The organism is Tropicimonas omnivorans (assembly GCF_031846565.1).
GTDB classification, from domain to species: domain Bacteria; phylum Pseudomonadota; class Alphaproteobacteria; order Rhodobacterales; family Rhodobacteraceae; genus Tropicimonas_B; species Tropicimonas_B omnivorans.
Window position 1 is genome coordinate 878,155 of the sequence record NZ_JAVRHL010000001.1, and the last position, 16,924, is coordinate 895,078.

Annotated in this window: 17 protein-coding genes, 1 tRNA gene, 1 other RNA gene and 1 pseudogene; 10 read left to right on the forward strand and 10 right to left on the reverse strand. The window is 67.8% G+C overall.

Annotation, left to right across the window (positions count from 1 at the left end):
* The first annotated feature begins 71 nt into the window (after window positions 1-71).
* Window positions 72-1,490 (forward strand): YcjX family GTP-binding protein, encoded by a 1,419-nt coding sequence (locus RM543_RS04310; protein WP_311689652.1) that lies wholly within the window; start codon window positions 72-74, stop codon window positions 1,488-1,490.
* Entirely contained in the window at window positions 1,487-2,524 is a 1,038-nt protein-coding gene (locus RM543_RS04315; RefSeq protein WP_311689653.1) for a YcjF family protein, read from the forward strand. The genes RM543_RS04310 and RM543_RS04315 overlap by 4 nt, the downstream gene beginning before the upstream one ends.
* Window positions 2,525-2,692: 168 nt before the next feature.
* Here RM543_RS04315 and RM543_RS04320 read toward each other — a convergent pair whose 3' ends face one another.
* A complete protein-coding gene (locus RM543_RS04320) occupies window positions 2,693-3,466 on the reverse strand; it encodes a Bax inhibitor-1/YccA family protein (RefSeq protein WP_311689654.1) in 774 nt (257 codons plus the stop codon).
* A 169-nt stretch (window positions 3,467-3,635) separates the two neighbouring features.
* Window positions 3,636-3,712, reverse strand: a tRNA-His gene (locus RM543_RS04325).
* Between the two features lie 146 nt (window positions 3,713-3,858).
* On the opposite strand from RM543_RS04325, the gene RM543_RS04330 reads away from it, so the two are divergent.
* Entirely contained in the window at window positions 3,859-4,080 is a 222-nt protein-coding gene (locus RM543_RS04330) for a DUF6324 family protein (RefSeq protein WP_311689655.1), read from the forward strand.
* A gap of 7 nt (window positions 4,081-4,087) precedes the next feature.
* On the opposite strand, the gene RM543_RS04335 is transcribed toward RM543_RS04330, so the two are convergent.
* Both RM543_RS04335 and RM543_RS04340 read right to left on the reverse strand, forming a co-directional pair.
* On the reverse strand, window positions 4,088-4,846 hold the full coding sequence (locus RM543_RS04335) for a glycosyltransferase family 2 protein (protein WP_311689656.1): 759 nt from the start codon (window positions 4,844-4,846) through the stop codon (window positions 4,088-4,090).
* A 26-nt stretch (window positions 4,847-4,872) separates the two neighbouring features.
* Complete coding sequence (locus tag RM543_RS04340; RefSeq protein WP_311689657.1) at window positions 4,873-5,346, reverse strand: MmcB family DNA repair protein; 474 nt, start codon at window positions 5,344-5,346, stop codon at window positions 4,873-4,875.
* A gap of 138 nt (window positions 5,347-5,484) precedes the next feature.
* On the opposite strand from RM543_RS04340, the gene ssrS reads away from it, so the two are divergent.
* A non-coding RNA gene (gene ssrS / locus RM543_RS18925) (6S RNA) lies at window positions 5,485-5,642 on the forward strand.
* 179 nt (window positions 5,643-5,821) lie between these two features.
* Here ssrS and RM543_RS19035 read toward each other — a convergent pair.
* Window positions 5,822-6,319 (reverse strand): annotated as a pseudogene (locus tag RM543_RS19035) (DUF2238 domain-containing protein); the annotation flags it as partial.
* An 86-nt stretch (window positions 6,320-6,405) separates the two neighbouring features.
* Here RM543_RS19035 and RM543_RS04350 point away from each other — a divergent pair.
* The 4 genes from RM543_RS04350 to RM543_RS04365 all read left to right on the forward strand — a co-directional run bounded on the left by RM543_RS04350 (window position 6,406) and on the right by RM543_RS04365 (window position 10,161).
* Window positions 6,406-7,122 carry an endonuclease/exonuclease/phosphatase family protein gene (locus RM543_RS04350; RefSeq protein ID WP_311689659.1) on the forward strand — a complete coding sequence of 239 codons (717 nt, stop codon included), beginning with the start codon at window positions 6,406-6,408 and terminating at the stop codon, window positions 7,120-7,122.
* A 111-nt stretch (window positions 7,123-7,233) separates the two neighbouring features.
* Complete coding sequence (locus RM543_RS04355) at window positions 7,234-8,562, forward strand: hypothetical protein (protein ID WP_311689660.1); 1,329 nt, start codon at window positions 7,234-7,236, stop codon at window positions 8,560-8,562.
* Window positions 8,563-8,569: 7 nt separating this feature from the next.
* Window positions 8,570-9,310, forward strand: a complete 741-nt coding sequence (locus RM543_RS04360; protein WP_311689661.1) for a COG3904 family protein — start codon at window positions 8,570-8,572, stop codon at window positions 9,308-9,310.
* A gap of 47 nt (window positions 9,311-9,357) precedes the next feature.
* Window positions 9,358-10,161 carry a hypothetical protein gene (locus RM543_RS04365; protein ID WP_311689662.1) on the forward strand — a complete coding sequence of 268 codons (804 nt, stop codon included), beginning with the start codon at window positions 9,358-9,360 and terminating at the stop codon, window positions 10,159-10,161.
* An 82-nt stretch (window positions 10,162-10,243) separates the two neighbouring features.
* Here the strand turns inward: RM543_RS04365 and RM543_RS04370 are convergent, their stop codons facing one another.
* From RM543_RS04370 to RM543_RS04390, 5 genes are all read right to left on the reverse strand, one after another.
* Complete coding sequence (locus tag RM543_RS04370; RefSeq protein ID WP_311689663.1) at window positions 10,244-10,759, reverse strand: CarD family transcriptional regulator; 516 nt, start codon at window positions 10,757-10,759, stop codon at window positions 10,244-10,246.
* Between the two features lie 242 nt (window positions 10,760-11,001).
* Window positions 11,002-11,337 carry a ferredoxin FdxA gene (fdxA, locus tag RM543_RS04375; protein WP_116085674.1) on the reverse strand — a complete coding sequence of 112 codons (336 nt, stop codon included), beginning with the start codon at window positions 11,335-11,337 and terminating at the stop codon, window positions 11,002-11,004.
* Window positions 11,338-11,373: 36 nt separating this feature from the next.
* The gene (locus tag RM543_RS04380) at window positions 11,374-11,763 is read right to left on the reverse strand and encodes an RNA-binding S4 domain-containing protein (protein ID WP_311689664.1); all 390 of its coding nucleotides are present in this window, start codon (window positions 11,761-11,763) and stop codon (window positions 11,374-11,376) included.
* Window positions 11,764-11,815: 52 nt separating this feature from the next.
* Window positions 11,816-14,854, reverse strand: a complete 3,039-nt coding sequence (locus RM543_RS04385) for a helicase-related protein (protein ID WP_311689665.1) — start codon at window positions 14,852-14,854, stop codon at window positions 11,816-11,818.
* A 63-nt stretch (window positions 14,855-14,917) separates the two neighbouring features.
* Window positions 14,918-15,430, reverse strand: coding sequence for a tetratricopeptide repeat protein (locus tag RM543_RS04390; RefSeq protein WP_311689666.1), 513 nt, complete (start codon window positions 15,428-15,430; stop codon window positions 14,918-14,920).
* A 141-nt stretch (window positions 15,431-15,571) separates the two neighbouring features.
* Here RM543_RS04390 and RM543_RS04395 point away from each other — a divergent pair, with 141 nt between their 5' ends.
* Together RM543_RS04395 and RM543_RS04400 are read left to right on the forward strand one after the other, a co-directional pair.
* Entirely contained in the window at window positions 15,572-15,859 is a 288-nt protein-coding gene (locus tag RM543_RS04395) for an SCP2 sterol-binding domain-containing protein (RefSeq protein WP_311689667.1), read from the forward strand.
* Window positions 15,856-16,854, forward strand: coding sequence for an alpha/beta fold hydrolase (locus tag RM543_RS04400; protein WP_311689668.1), 999 nt, complete (start codon window positions 15,856-15,858; stop codon window positions 16,852-16,854). Before RM543_RS04395 ends, RM543_RS04400 begins: the two co-directional genes overlap by 4 nt.
* Window positions 16,855-16,924 lie beyond the last annotated feature (70 nt).

Here is a 16,924-nt window from a genome sequence, read left to right on the forward strand (position 1 = left end):
CGCGGCCGGCCTTTCGGAGCCCCCTCCATCGCCCTACATTGACGCGGAGCCAGATCGAGGGGACGGACAGAGTGGTCATCGGGCGAATCGCCGACGGAATACTGCGCGGCGTCGAGGGCGCGAACGACCGCGTGACAGGGCTGTTCGAGCCCACCATCCGGCTTGGCGTCACGGGCCTCGCGCGCGCTGGCAAGACGGTCTTCATCACGTCCCTCGTGGCCAATCTGATGGACCGCGCGCGGATGCCCGGCCTCTCCGGCACGGCGAACGGCGCGATCAGGGCCGCCTGGCTCCAGCCGCAGCCGGACGACACCATCCCCCGCTTCGCGTTCGAGGAGCACCTGAGCGACATGACCGGCCCCGCGCCGCACTGGCCGGACAGCACCCGCGCGATTTCCGAGCTGCGCCTGTCACTCAAGGTGCAGCCCCAGGGGATGCTCGGATCGGTGTCCGGGCTCCGGACGGTACATCTCGATATCGTCGACTATCCGGGCGAATGGCTCCTCGATCTGGCGCTGATGGAGCAGGATTTCGCTGGGTGGTCCTGCGGCATGATCGAGGCCGCCGAGGGCCGCCCCGAGGCCGCGCCCTACCGCGAGGCGCTGGCGGGCCTCGATCCCACCGCCGAGTTCACGGAAACCGCGGCGCAGGGGCTCGCCCGCGCCTACACCGCCTATCTCGCGGCCGCGCGAAAGGCGGGCTACGCCGATTGCTCCCCTGGACGTTTCCTGATGCCCGGCGATCTCGAGGGCTCTCCGGCGCTGACCTTCGCGCCCGTCCCGCCGGGGGAGGGCCGCTTCCCGCGCGGCTCCCTCGGGCGGGAAATGGAGCGCCGCTTCGATGCCTACAAGGGACAGGTCGTCCGCCCCTTCTTCCGCGATCACTTCTCCCGGATGGACCGGCAGGTCGTCCTCGTGGACCTTCTGGGGGCGATCCATGCGGGCCCGCACGCCGTCGCCGATCTCGGCGAGACCATGGAGCGCATCCTCGGCGCCTTCCGGCATGGCAAACGCAGCTGGCTGACGTCCCTCATCGGGGCGCGCCGGGTGGACCGGCTCCTCTTCGCCGCGACCAAGGCGGATCATCTGCACCATACGCAGCACGCGCGGATGACCGCGATCATGGCGGCGCTCCTGCGCGGGGCGAAGGACCAGGCGGATTTCGCCGGCGCGAAGACCCGCGCGCTCGCGATCGCGTCCCTGCGGGCGACGGTGGAAGAGATGCGGGAGCATGACGGCGAGCAGCTCGGCATGGTGCGCGGACGGCTCCTCGACACCGGCAAGGAGGTCATGCTCTGGCCCGGAGAGCTGCCAGAGGACCCCGCCCGCATCCTCAAGCCCGCGCGTGCCGGAGGAGGCGCCTGGCTCGACGGCGATTACGGGCTGATGCGCTTCGCTCCCGCGCCGGTCGTCCTCAAGCCGGGGGAGGGGCCGCCGCACATCCGGCTGGACCAGGCCGCCGATTTCCTGATCGGAGACCGCCTCAGATGAGTGACGAGACAGCACGTCCCGGCCGCCGCCCTATAATGATCGAGATCGACGCCGAAACGCGGGGTGGCCCCGGAATGAGCCCGGCGGAGGCGCCGCCTGTGCCCGACGCGCCCCGCTCCGAAGCCCCGCGCGGGCAGGCGATGAAGACGCTCGCGGCCCTCGGTGCGCGGCGGTCGTCGGGAGCCGCGAAGCTCTTCTGGGGCGCGCTCGTATCCCTCATCGGCTTCGCGGCCTCGATCGCGGCGTGGTCCTTCGTGACGTCCCTTCTGCAGGCAAGCCCGGTCCTCGGGATCATCGCGGCCGGCCTCGTCGCCGCCGTGCTGCTCGCGCTCATCGCGATGGCGATCAAGGAGGCTGCCAGCTTCTGGCGCCTCGGGCGGCTCGACCACATACACCGGGATGCCGAAGCGGCCCTCGCCGGCGCCGATCTCTCCCTCGCGCGCAAGAGCGTGGCGTCGCTCGAGAAGCTCTATGCCAGCCGGAATGACCTCGAATGGGGCCGTGCGAGACTGGCGGAGCGCAAGGGCGACCTCTTCGACGCGGATGCCCTCCTCGGCCTCGCGGAAGCGGAACTGATGGGACAGCTCGACCTCGCCGCGCGGGCGGAGATCGAGGCTGCGGCGCGGCAGGTCGCGGCGGTCACGGCGGTGGTGCCGCTGGCTCTGGCGGACGTCTTCACGGCGCTCACGTCGAACCTTCGCATGATCCGGCGCATCGCCGAGATCTATGGCGGGCGGTCCGGAACGCTCGGCACATGGCGGCTCACCCGCTCCGTGCTGACCCACCTCGTCGCAACGGGCGCCGTCGCCGTTGGCGATGATCTGATCCACACCGTGGCGGGCGGCGGGCTCCTGTCACGCCTCTCCCGCCGCTTCGGGGAAGGGGTCGTGAACGGCGCCCTGACGGCCCGCGTCGGCGTTGCGGCGATGGAGGTCTGCCGCCCGCTTCCCTTTCAGCGCCTGCGCAAGCCGACGACGGCCAACCTGGTCGGTCGCGCCCTGACCGGGCTCTTCGACAAGGAGGGCGAGGACTAGGGCAGCGAGGCCTCCGGCGGCGGGCCGGCGCCCCGGCCGCACCGGCGGGTCTGCACTTAGCGTCCGCCGCCCGATCATCCGACCGCCATGTCCCGATCCGATCCTCCAGACGAAAAAAAGGGCCCGCCTGGTGGCGGGCCCTTTCGTCCGGTTCGGAGCCTTTGCAGCTTATTCGCGATTGCCGAAGAGCTGGAGCAGGAACATGAACATGTTGATGAAGTCGAGGTAGAGGCTCAGCGCGCCCATGATGGCGGCCTTGCCGAGCCACTCCGAATCGCCGTGCTGGGCGTGGGCCAGGTACTCGGTCTTGATCTTCTGGGTGTCATAGGCGGTCAGGCCGGCGAAGATCAGCACACCGAGGGCGGAGATCGCGAACATCACCGCCGGGGAGGCGAGGAAGATGTTGACGATCGACGCCACGACCAAGCCGATCACGCCCATGATCAGGAACGATCCCCAGCCGGAGATGTCCTTCTTCGTCGTGTAGCCCCAGAGGGACAGACCGGCGAAGGCGATCGCGGTGATCAGGAAGACCTGCGCGATGGAGTAGCTGGTGAAGACCAGGAAGATGGAGGACAGCGACAGGCCCATGACGGCTGCGAACGCGTAGAACACGAGTTGCGCGGTGGCGGCGGACATGCGGTTGATCCCGGCGGAGAAGCCGAAAACGAAGATCAGCGGCGCGAACATGATGAGCCACTTCAGGGGCGACGCATAGATCGCGTAGCCGAAGTCCGTCAGGTAGGTGTTCGCGCTGATCTGGTACGCGGTCGGCGCATCGCTCGTCGCGAGGCCGGAAATCGCCCACGCCGCGAGCGCGGTGATCAGCATGCCCACGGACATGGTGCCGTAGACCTTGTTCATGTGGGCCTTGAGGCCCGCGTCGATCTGAGCGGTGCGGACGCCAGCGGTCCCCGTTCGGATCGTGTCAAATTGTGCCATCCATACCTCCAGTCGAAAACAGGTCCCGCGCGCGGGCGGGCTTCGTATGCAATATCGGGAGGAAGTCCCGCGTATTCAAGGTTTTCCGGAGGGCCCAACGCGGTCGTGAGGTTAACGGGCGACAGGATACGCGCCGGCACCGGGAGAAACCTGAATCAGGGGGGAAAAGTGGTACCGCCTGCCCGGTTCGAACGGGCGACCTCTTGATCCACAATCAAGCGCTCTAACCTACTGAGCTAAGGCGGCACGGGCCGAGCGTTTAGCGCCCGCGAGCGGTCCGCGCAAGGGGCGCCGGGACGATTTCCCGCCGCTTGCCACACCGCGCCACGAGGGTATATCCCCTTTCATCCACCGTCCAGTAGGGGCGGTCAGGCAGCATCCGAAGGGACGCCATGAGTATCGACAGCGAAATCGACATTACTGCGAACCTGCAGATCGGCCCGACCACGTCGGGGATGGTGCGGATCTTCGTCGAGGCCGAAGGCGGCATCGAGATCCCGCTCGACTTCGAGCCGGACGAGGCGGTGGAGATCGCCGAGGAGATCCGCGCCGCGGCCGAGGCTGCGCGGGCGAAGGCGGGCGGCGGCAAGCCCGGCGGCAAGAAAAAGCGCTGAAGCGCCGTCAGGCCGCCTGCCTCTTGCGCCATTCGGTCCGCCCGTCCGGATGGACGATCTTCTCCAGTTGCCGTTCGTCCCGCCATTGTCGTCCGATGTCGCGGATGATGGGCCGGTCGTCCCGGCCGGGCAGGACCTGACAGCGCAGGGGCTTCACGAATTCGCTCAGCGCAGGGTTCTTCTTCCGGCCCCGCATCTGCTTCTCCGGATCCAGTCCCGTATTCATCCGCGCTGCGACCTCGCGTACGAACGCGCCGGTGAAGAAACCGGGGCTCGTTCCGAAGATGGGTCGCGTTTCGGTCCGGATCGGCAGGCCGAACAGGCGGGTGCGCACCTTGCGCGAGACGAGGTCATGCGAGGGGCCTGTCCAGTCGATATGTTCCGACAGAAGAAGCATGGCCGCGACATTCCCGCGCCCGAGACCGGCGATATCCGCGGGCCTCACGTCCTCGTCGAGCAGCCAGTCATCCTCCAGATGGAAAACAGCGGATCCCGTCGTCCCGGCCCACAGGCGCTGGACGGCGGCGCAGAATCCGGGCGTCTGCGGTTCATGCAGAACGATATCAGGGAAGGCGGATGTCAGGATCTTTCGGCACGCCGCGTGATCGGCCTCGTCACCGCCGAACGCGTCGAGGTTGGCCGAAACGCGGCTTATGTCGAAATGCCGGAAGAGCCTCGCATCGAAGGAGGCGAGCGTCCGTTCCAGAAGGGCCGGCCGACGGCCGGACACGATGACGATCTCGAGGTCCACGATGGTCTCCAGCAAGGTGGGGCCGCACCAAGCATAGATGATCAGGTAGAAATCGTGAAGCTCGGATCGCGCATAAGTTGAAGGCGGCGTGCGGCGTGCCGCGCGAATTTCTGGCACATAACCTTGCGTCTCGCCCCGGCAAGCCTGGTCTCCGGCCCCATGCGCAGGATCTCGCCGTCATAGGCATCCGCGATCGCGAGCCCGGTGCCTTCGGGAAGGAGGTCGGACGGGAAGGACTCGTCCACCGCCCAGAAGAAACGGTCGCACCACTCGAGGTAGCCCTGCCACTTGCGGTCGGACATGTAATCCGCCCGGCTCGACTTGCATTCGAAGATCCAGATCTCTCCCTTCGGTCCCATCGCCATCACGTCGACCCTGAGGCCGGGGGTCGGGATCAGCTCCTCCACGGTCACGAACCCCGCATGTGCCATCATCCGGCATATGCCTCGGGCGATAAGCTGGCCGGGCATCAGAGATTGGACGCGGGAGGTGTCTGGCGCAGGGTCGAACGACATGGCCAGAGGATGAACACAAGGGGAACGTCCGCGCAAGCCGGCCTCGCCGGAGCGTGATGGCGAGAGCACGCGGTCCCAGTCACGGAAATCGGTCCGACCCCTTGTCGCCGTGGCCCTTGCGCCTTATCTCGCGGCTTGGCGGATCTGCCCTTCTCGTTCATGGGGTCAAATTCCGGTGGCCTTAAGCAATTCCGAGGGAGCTGGCTCTGATCGGGCCGTGGTCCGGTTACCTGGCGCCCACCTGTATATACAGGTCCTCGGGAATTGGTTGCCCCTACGGATGCGGCGGTCCCCGCCACTTTTCTTCTCCCCGCGTGCCCGGCTTCAGCCGCTGGCGCCCGCGGCGGAGAGAGAACCTGCGCCTGTTCGCGTCGATGAACTCCTCGATGAGATCCGAGACGAAGCCGCCCTCCCTCCGTTTGAGGTAGAGATACCCGGCAAGCGCCGCGATGCCCGCCCCGAGGCAATCCACGATCAGATCCCACATCGTGTCGACGAGCCCGGATTTCTGCATGTTCATGCCGAAGGTCTGGTCCATGACGAATTCGAAGATCTCCCAGACCGCCCCGATGGAGACCGCGAAGCAGAAGGACAGCATCGCCAGCGGCCCGGCCGGTGCGGCATAGCGGTCGCCCTCGAAGAGGAAGAACAGGAACACAAATCCCACGATCCCGAACCCGACTGCCGACGCGCCGTGCAAGATCATGTCCCACCACCAGAATCTCTCGTAGAAGTCGAAGGCCTCGCCGAGGAATAGTGTGGCGAACACGAACAGGCAGACCCCGGAGAGGAACTTCGCCGGAAGCACGATGTCGAACCGCGACACGAACAGCGACGGCGCCAGGGTCAGCATGAAGGACGACACGGCGAGAAAGAGAATCGACCAGTGGCCATGCCACGCCGCCTGCGCTGCCGCTGCGGTCAGCACGAGCCAGATGGCCCAGACGAGGAGGGGCTGATGATGAAATTTCATGCGCGGGACGCTGCGACGAGCGATCGTGGAGCACAAGGTATCCGCAGACGATTTCAGGCATGCCGTTGCACGGGGGGGCCTTGCGCGTGAGCCTTCCCCCGCCTCTCCCGGGCAAGCTGAGACTGGCGAGCTGGAACGTGCGCAAGTGCTTCGGTCTCGACTGGCGCCGGGATCCCGAGCGCGTCGCCCGCGGGATCGCCCGTCTCGGCGCGGACGTCGTGACCTTGCAGGAAGCGGACTGGCGTCTCGGTCCGCGCCACTCCGCGATCCCGCCCCATGCGATCCGCGAGCTGGCCGGGATGGAGCCGCTGCCGGCGGGGAAGGGCACGTCCCTCGGTCATCACGGCAATGCCATGCTGGTCCGCGAGCGTGTCGAGGTCGCATCGGTGGCGCCGTTCGACCTGATGGGGATCGGCCGGGGTGGCATTCTCGCCGAGTTGTCCGTGCGGGAGGTGCCCTTCCGCCTCGTCGGCACCCATTTCTCGCTGGTCCGCCGCACGCGGCTCAGCCAGCAGGTCGAGATCGTGAAACGGCTCTCCGCCCTCGAGCCGCGGCCCGTCGCGATCATGGGGGATTTCAACGAGTTCAGCCGCACCGCCGGATTCGCGCCGTTCCGGGTCTCGAAATTCGACGTCCGCGAGGTCGGAAATTCGTTTCACACGACCTATCCCTGGGCACCGCTCGACCGCTTCGTTCTCAAGGGCCTGCACATGATCCGCGGCGGCGTCGCCAAGGGCCCGGAGTTCGGCCGCGCTTCCGATCACCTGCCGATCTGGGCCGATATTGCCTGGCCGCCGGGTTGAGCGGACGCCAGGTCTCCCCGCACGGCGCGCCGTCCCACCGATTAGTCATTTCGATCGAGGCACATCGCGAGGTAGAGTGACGGCTGCAAGGGGAAGCGGGGGACGTCACGAATGGATGCAGACGAGCGAAGGATGGGGCGCGCCGAAGCGCGCGGTCTGCGGCACGCGAAGGAACTCGAGGGCCATATCGGCATACTCGACACGTTCACCCCGACCGCGCTCGGCGTCCTCGCCTGCGCGTCTGGCATCTACACCTATCTCGGCGTGTCGTCCCTTCTCGACGATTCGGGCGCCTTCACCTTCTTCGCGGCGATATCCTACTCCATCGCCGTCTCGGTCGGGATCTTCGTCTTCTGGTCCTACCTGATGCGCCTTCTGCCGGCGGTGAAGACCGCGGGCGCGCGCATCGGGCTCATGGCGTCGATGGCGCTCGGCTCGCTCGCCATTGTCGCGATGTCCTCCTGGCTGAACGCGGCTGCGCTCGCCGGAGCGGCGGCGGTGGAACAGCATCTCGCCAATACCGTGCAGGAGTATCAGACCAGCCTCGAGCGGGCACACCAGGTCGCCGTGAGCGCACAGGGGCTCGAGCTCGACGTGTCCCGCGTCCGCCAGTCCTTCGTGGATCTGGGGGAGCAGGAGGCGACGGGGGATCTGTCCGGCATCGCGGGTCGCGGCGCCGTCTTCCGCGTGCTGCGGCAGAAGTCGCAGGAACTGGAGACCCTCGAGACGCAGATCGCGGCGCAGGATCCGCTGGTGGATCGGGCCTTCGCAGAGGGCAACGCCATCCTGTCGCGGATGCGGGCCCTGACGGTGGCGCAAGGGTCGGTCGAGGATCGCTCCGTGACCTTCTCCGAAGAGGCCGTCCGCCTGGCCGGGATCATCACGCAGCTTCGCCAGCTCTCCGTCGCGCCGCTCGTGCAGCGCGCGGCGCAGGACCTTCGCGCGTCCGTCGTCCTGCCGGAACTCGATGGTTCCAGCGATGCGATCCGTCAGGGCCAGCAGGCGACGATCACCTCCGTCCTGGAAGTCCTCGGTCAGCGTGCCCAGACGCTGGAGGCCGCGGCGCAGCAGGTCATCGAGATGCCGGCCCCGGCCGAGGTCGGGTATACGCCGATCAGCACGGCGGACGCGGTGATCCGGTACGCGTCGAACTTCGCCCCCTCCTGGGCCGGCGCCATCGCGATCGACCTCTTGCCGGCCGTGCTCGTCTTCATCCTCATGGTCGTGCAGTCGGCGATCCGCTCCGGGCGGGAGGGCACGCGGATCGAGGACTCGCTGACGCTTGCCGAGATGCGCGCCGCGATTCTCGCGATCAGGGACGTGGAGGAGGCAAGCCGGCCGTCGGGTCCGGTCCCGGAAGAGTACGAGGGGCCGCCACGACCGGACCGCGTGTCCGAGGGGCCGAAGGCCGTCGGCTCCGGTCCGCGACCGGCGGGCTGATCCGGCCATGAACACGGCCTCAGCGATCCGCGCCATCTTCGGTCTGCAGATCGGCATCGCCCTTGTCCTTCTGGTGCAGGACTTCTCCGGAGCGCTTCCGCAGCTTGGCTGGCCGGGGACGACCGCGCCCCGGCTCGATCAGCCGATCCGCCCCGGCGACCAGCGCCGCCGCTTCGATCCGGACCGCTTGCCGTCGCCCCCCGGCGTCGACCTGCCGGACGGGATGGACATGCCATCGAGCCTCTTCTTCGAGGAAACCGGCGCGAACACCGCCCGGATCTCGGGAACGATCCGACCCGGCGACGCGGATCGCTTCACGGACTGGCTCGGCGCCCGCTCCGAGCCCCTTCTCGAGGTCGCGCTTCTCTCCCCCGGCGGTTCCGTGTCGGACGCCCTCACGATCGGCCGGCGCCTGCGGCAGGACGAGATCGACACGCGGATCGAGACGAACGCCGTCTGCATGTCCGCCTGTCCCTACATGCTGATGGGCGGGCCGGAGCGCTTCGTCAGCCGGGAGGGCGCTGTGGGAGTGCACCAGCACTACTACGGGGAGAACACCCTTCTGCCGGCCTTTCTCGCGGTGAAGGACATCCAGTCGGGGCAGGCGGAGGTGATGGATTATCTCGGGGAGATGGGCATCGACCTGCGCCTGATGAAACACAGCCTCGCCACGCCACCGGACGAGATCTACGTGCTCGTGGAGGAAGAGCTGACCGAGTACGTCGTGGCGACCGAGGTGACGGACTAGGGCCGGAAGACCTTCCGTTAGAGCGCCTTAGCTGCGACAAAAGACGGATGACGTCCCGATACGATTCCGTCTTCGTCTCCAGCCTTGGCCATTCGGGCTCGACGCTGCTCGACTTTCTTGTCGGCACGGGCGGTCATTCCGTCAGTCTCGGTGAGTGGAAATGCGTCTGGCAGCGGCCACGGGCGGAGGTGACCGCCCAGACCTGTTCCTGCGGCGCCTCGGCGCTGGACTGTCCGTTCTGGGGCGTCCTGATCCCGCGCCTGCCGGAAGGCCGGTCCCGGGGCCCGGCGAACGACGTGCTGCACGACACCTTCGCCGAGCTCTTTCCCGGACGGATCATGGTCGACAGCTCCAAGGACGCCAATCACCTGATCGAGCATGTGGACCGCCGGCGGACGCTGGTGCTCCACGTGTCGAAAGATGTGCGGTCATGGACATGCCGGTGGATGGATCGGCCGAACCGCGCGGGCAAGCGCAAGGGTGGCCTGACCCTGATGCGCGAATGGCACCGGCGGGAGACGGCCGCCGTCAGCCGCACACGCGGGATGGTGGACGGCACGGACTGGATGCAGATCCTCTACGACGATCTTGTTCTCGGGATCGAGGCGGAGGCGGAGCGGATCAATCGGCGGGCCGGCGTGGACCTCATCGACACCTCCGTCCCCTTCACGTCGGGAGAGCACCACATCCTCTACGGCAACTCCATGAAGGGCCGCACGGACGGGCGCATCCGCTACGATGCCCGGTGGCTCGGGCGGTCGGACTGGCTCGTGCCGTATCTGCTGCTGCCCCGCGTGCGGCGCTACAACGAGGTGCTGCGGCGGGGTGAGGCGCCGGGGCAGGGGGACTGAACCCGAAGGCACCGCCGCTGCCAATGAAAAAGGCCCGCCGCGGATCTCCGGGGCGGGCCTTCTTCATCGTGCCGAAGCTGGTTCAGGCGGCGGCGACGCGGTTGACGAGAACGTCATCCACCTGGCGCTGCGCATCGTCCTCACCCTTGCCGGAGACCGCGGCGATTTCGCGGGTCAGACGTTCGAGCGCGGCCTCGTAGAGCTGGCGCTCGGAGTAGGATTGCTCGCGCTGATCGTCGGCCCGATGCAGGTCGCGGACCACCTCGGCGATGGCGATCAGATCGCCCGAGTTGATTTTCTGCTCGTATTCCTGCGCGCGACGGGACCACATGGCCTTCTTGACCTTGGCCTTGCCCTTCAGGGTCGTCATCGCCTTGTCGACCGTCTCGGGGTTCGAGAGGGAGCGCAGGCCCGCTTCCGTCGCCTTGTTGGTCGGAACGCGGAGGGTCATCTTGTCCTTCTCGAAGGAGATGACGAAGAGCTCGAGCGAGATCCCCGCGACCTCCTGCTTCTCGATCGAGACGATCTGTCCAACGCCATGCGCCGGGTACACGACGTAGTCGTTGGGGCGAAACTCGATCTTCTTGCTCTTGCTCATGGTATTTCCTCGTAAGCGTGCCCGCAGAGGCCAAAATGCCCCGTCCGTGGAGCGTGAGCTTCACGAGCGCGGCACTGCCGGTGATGTCATGGCCCGGGAAGGAGGCAAACGCGCAGAATCGCCCGTTCCGAAGGCATTGAAGCGATCATATAGCACGAAACGGGCTTCATTTGAAGGACCGGCAGCCGCAAGCGCCCCGTCGCCCTGCGGAAAGACGCTTAATTCTCGGTGAATAGTCGGACTCAGCCGCCCTCGCCGGCGCCCTCGGCAAAAAGCTCCATCTTGCCGTCCTTGCCGTCCATCTCCTCGGCGCCCTCGAGCGGGTCCTTCTTCGTGACGATCACGGGCCAGGCTTCGGAGTACTTGCGGTTGAACTCCACCCACTTGTCCATGTCCGGCTCCGTGTCCGGCCGGATCGCGTCGGCCGGGCATTCGGGCTCGCAGACGCCGCAATCGATGCACTCGTCGGGGTGGATCACCAGCATGTTCTCCCCCTCGTAGAAGCAATCCACGGGGCACACCTCGACGCAGTCGGTGTACTTGCAGGCGATGCAGTTTTCAGTGACGACGTAGGTCATTCGCTGGCCCTCGGACGATGCGGAACGTTCGGCGACCTATTCGCTTCCGGCGAAAGGATCAAGCGCGCCGCTGCGTGTCGCGTCCATCCGGCGGCGATCCTTCTTGGTCGGCCGGGGGCCCGTACGAACCGGCGCCCCGTCATCGCGCGGCTCGGGCGGCGGGGACAGATCCTCGTAGAGCGCCTGTGCTTCCGGGGCGGGGCCGCGCCGGGTGCCGACATCCACGATGCGCACGACCCGCACGCGGTTGCCGGTCACGAAGGTGAGGGTGTTGCCGGGGCCGACACTCCGGGAGGGTTTGGAGATCCGCACGCCATCGACGCGGATCCCGCCATCAGAGACGGCCTTGGCCGACAGCCCGCGCGACTTGAAGAACCGCGCGTGCCAGAGCCACTTGTCCACGCGTATCAAGGGCGTGTCCGTCACCGGGACGCTCTGTCCCGGTGACGGTGGCGGAGGCGGGTGTCCGCCCCCGCCGTCAGCGCTTGTCCTTCAAGGCCGCGAGTGCGGCGAAGGGGTTGTCGGGATCGATCGGCTTGTCCTTCTTCGGCGGGCGCGCCTCGAAAGCCCGGGGCGCGTTGCCGGACTTGCCATCCTTCTTCCCCCCGCGCGGGACCTTGCCTCCGGGTTTGCCGCGTCCGCCGGCCTCGGCGCGCGGCTTGCCGCCGCCCTTGCGCTGCGCCTGACCACCGCCACGACGGCTCTGCTGGCCGCCGCGCCGTCCGGCCCAGGTGAAGGTGTAGAAGGTTTCGGTCTCGCCGGTGGGCTGCGGTGCGGCGTCTGCCGGTGCCGCATCCGTGTCCGCCTCCGTTTCCGCCGCGCCGGTCTCGGGGGCGGGCGCTTCGGCCTCCGACGTCCCTTCAGCCGGTGACGGCTCTTGCGCAGCCGGCTCGGCGGAGGGAACGGCCTCGACCTCGGATGCACCTTCGGTGGTCGTCTCGACCGGTGCTTCAGGGGCGGGCGCCTCCGAGGGTGTCGGCGTCTCGGCCTCGGAAACCGGTTCGGCCTCGCCCGGAAGGGGCGCGGGAGCCTCGGTCTCGGCCGAGGGGACGGCCTCCGCCTCGGACGCCCCGGCGTCGGATGCACTCTCTGCCTGTGCCTCGTCCGCCTTCGCGGGTGCCGCCGGAGCCGCGGGCGCGCGCATCTTCTCGCGTTCGCCCTTTTCCGCCCGGTAGCCGAGGCCGTCCATCAGGGCGGCGAACTGTTCGAGCGTGAGACCGGTGATCGACAGCATGTCCGCCGTCGCCTCAAAGCCGCCGCGGCTGTCCATCGGGCGGAGCTGATCGGCAAGGCGTTCCAGCATGTCGATGCGAATGGAGCGCTCGCCGGCTACACGGTAGCCCGCCATCAGCGCGTAGCCGTCCGGCGCATCCTTCGGCGTCGGGATCGTCACGAGGCCCGGAGGGGGGCTCTCGGGAAATTCCTGGAGATTGTTCCACAGCGACCACAGCACGAGCCGCAAGCGCGTCGGCGCCGGCTTGAGCAGGAGCGGCATGAAGATGGTGAACTGACCGAAGCGCAGGCCATGCTTGCGCAGCGCTCCCCGCGCTTCCTGATCCAGCGACCGGACTTCCTCGGCGACGGCGCCGCGCTCCAGAAGGCCCATGCCCTCGACCATGCGGAAGGCGAAGCCGCGGGCGAGACCCGTCAGCGCCTCGTCCGACGAAAGACCCAGGAGGGGCTCGAAGAGGGCGGCGATCTTGCGGCCGATGAAGTGATCGAGCCGGCGCGCGACCTTCTCGGCCACCCCCTCGCCCGCTTCGTCATCCACGAAGACCTCGACCCGCGGCTTGAGGGCGTCGGACCCCTTCACCAGCTTGCCGATGGCGGAGGAGCCCCACATGAGGCCGCCCTGCTCGGTGAAATCGAATTCGGTATCGGGCGCGTTGTAGAGGCGATCCGCGCGCAGCGAGAATTCGGGCTTCAAGGCAGCAAGGGCTGCCTGCCGCACCGTTTTCGCCCCGTCGGGATCGCCGGACTTATCCTGGCTGAACCGGAAGCCGTCCAACCGGCCCACATGTTCGCCCTCGACGGTGACTTCACCGGTCTCGCTGACTTCGGCCACAAGGCCCTCCCTCTGCTTCAGTCGGCGCAGAAGCACGCTTGTGCGCCGGTCCACGAACCGCTGCGTCAGCGCCTGGTGGAGCGCATCGGACAGTCGGTCTTCTACAGCGCGCGTCTCGTCGCGCCAACGTCTTTCGTCGTCGACCCAGCCGCTGCGCTGCGCCACATACGTCCATGTCCGGATGTAAGCCAGACGCTTTCCCAACGCATCTATGTCGCCGTCGGTTCGGTCGATGCGTTTAACTTGCCGAGAAAGCCAGTCGTCCGGTACGCGGCCCCATTCGCGCAGGAAGCCGAATATGCGCCCCAGGAGGGAGGCGTGCTCGGCTGCGGAGATGCCCCGGAAATCCGGAACCCGGCAGACATCCCAGAGCAGGCGCACATCGCGGGCGTCCCGGACGGCGTCGATCACTTCGGGCATTCCCATCAGGGCGCGCAGTGCCGCCAGGTCGTCCGATTCGCGGGTTCTCTGGAGAAGATCGCCCTCAGCGGGGCGCTCGAGGGAGGCTTCCAGCCGCTGCGGCGAGCCGAAATCGAGATCGTGATTGCGCCACAGCAGCTTTTTCACCGGCGAGAAGCGGTGGTCCATGATGGCGGAGGCGACCTCGTCGTCGATCGGCGGCGCCTCCCCGGTCGTGCCGAAGGAGCCGTCCTGCGTGTAGCGTCCGGCGCGCCCGGCGATCTGTGCGAGTTCGTTGGGGGCGAGGGGGCGCATCCGCCGCCCGTCGAACTTCGACAGGCCCGCGAAGGCGACATGCCGCACGTCGAGGTTCAGTCCCATCCCGATCGCGTCCGTGGCGACGAGGTAGTCCACGTCCCCGTTCTGGTAGAGATCGACCTGCGCATTCCGCGTGCGCGGCGACAGGGCGCCCATGACCACGGCGCAGCCGCCCTTCTGTCGCCGGATCAGCTCCGCGATGGCGTAGACGCTCTCGGCGGAGAAGGCGACGATGGCGGAGCGGGGCGGCATCCGGGAGATCTTCTTCGGCCCCGCATAGATCAGCTCGGAGAACCGCTCCCGCCGCATGAACTGCACGCCCGGCACCAGCGCGGCGATCACGCTGCGCATCGAATCGCTGCCGAGAAGCAGCGTCTCGTGCAGGCCGCGTGCACGCAGAAGCCGGTCGGTGAAGACGTGGCCGCGCTCGGGATCGGCGCAGAGCTGGATCTCGTCGATCGCGAGGAAGTCGCAGCCGGTGCCTTCCGGCATCGCCTCCACGGTGCAGACCCAGTACTGCGCCTTGGGCGGAACGATCCGCTCCTCCCCGGTGACGAGGGCGACGACGCGCGGGCCGCGGATGGCCACGATCCGGTCGTAGACTTCCCGCGCCAAAAGGCGCAGCGGAAGGCCGATGATCCCGGTCCGATGGCCGAGCATCCGCTCGATCGCGTAATGGGTCTTGCCGGTATTCGTCGGGCCGAGGACGGCCGTCACGCTGGGGCGATCGTGCATGGAAGAGAGCCTATCCGGCGGTTGAGCGGGGGGAAAGGGCGGACGGCCGCGAAAGCTGGCGGATCAGAGGGTCCGGCCGCCGGTTTCCTGTTCGAGCCGTTCGATGGCGCGGCCCAGTTCCTCGCGATGCGGGTTGACCTCCTCGACCCGGCGATAGGCCTGCAGCGCCAGCTCCCTCTCGTCCAGCTCGTCGAGGATGATCGCAAGCCCGGCCAGCGCACCGAAATGCCGCGGGTTCAGCTCCAGCGCCCGGGCGATGTCGGACATTGCGGGCCCGTAGAGACCGGCCTGGTAGTACGCGGTCGCACGGGCATTCCAACCTTGCGAAAAATCGGGCGCATGGTCGACGAGGGCGGTGAAGTGGTCGATGGCAAGCTCGGTGTCGTTCTCGGCCAGCGCCTCGTTGCCGCGCTGCAGGAGCAGGTCCATCGCCGGAGAGCCGCTTTTCGACCACTCGCGCATGATGTCGGCCTCGATCTGCTCCCAGCCGCGGGTCTCCGGATCGGCGAGGCGCTCCAGCATACCCTCCACGTCCGCGCCGGTCCCCTGGGCGAGGGCCGCGGAGAAAAACGCCATGCTGCATAGAAATGCCGCAGCGACGACGTTGAGGGAAGGGCGCAAACGTTCCATATCTCGATGGCGATCCTAGAGAGACTTCGGGCGCGATGAAATGCCCCGCGAGGTCACATTTGGCGGAAGCGAAGGAGCCAGGACCACATGAGCCAGACAATCGACACGGCAGTCGCCAAACTGTCCGAGAAATATGAGGGCGGCCTCGGCGGAACCGCCAAGTTCGTGATCGGCGACGAAGGCTCGATCATGATGGACGACGCGGGCGTGCGCGAAGGCGACGACGCGTCGGACGTGACGATGACGGCGGATGCCGAAACCTTCCAGTCCATCCTCGACGGGGACACCGATCCCACCGCTGCCTTCATGTCCGGCAAGCTGGCCGTGGACGGGGACATGGGTCTTGCCATGAAGCTGGCAGGCATCCTGTCGTGAGCGGCAGCGCGGCCTCCACCCGGCCCGGACGTGACGGCCCGCGGGCGGGGGAGATGACCCCCGCACCGTTCCTGGCCGACATCGCCAACGCTCCGGAGGAGGCCCGCGCCTTCTGGCTGACCACGCCGAGAGGTCTGCGCCTCCGGATGGCTCACCTCGGCCGGGGGGAGGCAGGGACCGTCCTCATCTTCCCCGGCCGCACCGAATACGCCGAGAAGTACGGGCCCGCGGCGCGGGTCTTCGCAGAGGCCGGCTTCGGCTCGGTCGCGGTCGACTGGCAGGGGCAGGGTCTCGCGGACCGTTTCCTTCCCGATACCGCGACCGGCCATGTCGACCGATTCGCCACCTACCAGGACGATGTGGACGCGGTCCTGGCGGCGGTCACAGACCTTGGACTGCCCGGCCCGTTCTACCTCGTCGGTCACAGCATGGGCGGCTGCATCGGCCTGCGCGCGCTGCACCGTGGGCTCCCTGTCGCGGCCGCGGCCTTTTCCGCGCCGATGTGGGGCATCGGGATGCCGCCGCATCTGCGACCGGCTGCCTGGCTCATCTCGGGGGCCGGCGGCGCGCTCGGCTTCGGCGGTCGCTATGCCCCGGGCACGTCGCCCGAAAGTTTCCTCGCGAACGTCCCCTACGAGGGCAACACGCTGACGAGCGACCGGGAGCAGCTCTCCTGGCTGCAATCCCATCTCACCGCGCATCCCGAACTGTCCCTCGGCGGCCCGTCCCTGACATGGCTGCTCGAGGCGTTGCGGGAAATGCGGGCGCTGCGCCGCCTCGCCCCGCCGCGCCTGCCGTGCCTCACCTGGGTCGGCTCGAACGAGCGCATCGTCGATCCCGCCGCCATCCGCGAGACCATGGCGCGCTGGCCCGGCGGGCGGCTTCACGTCGCGCCCGGCGGCGAGCACGAGCTGATGATGGAGCGTCCGGAGATCCGGGACGCCTTCTTCGAGGACATCATCGACCATTTCTCCCGCCACCGCCCGGCGGACTGAGGGCCCGAACGGCCCGGACCGACGCGGCTTGCGGCACCGCGCCGCTCTGGCCAAAAGGCCGCGCCTGTAC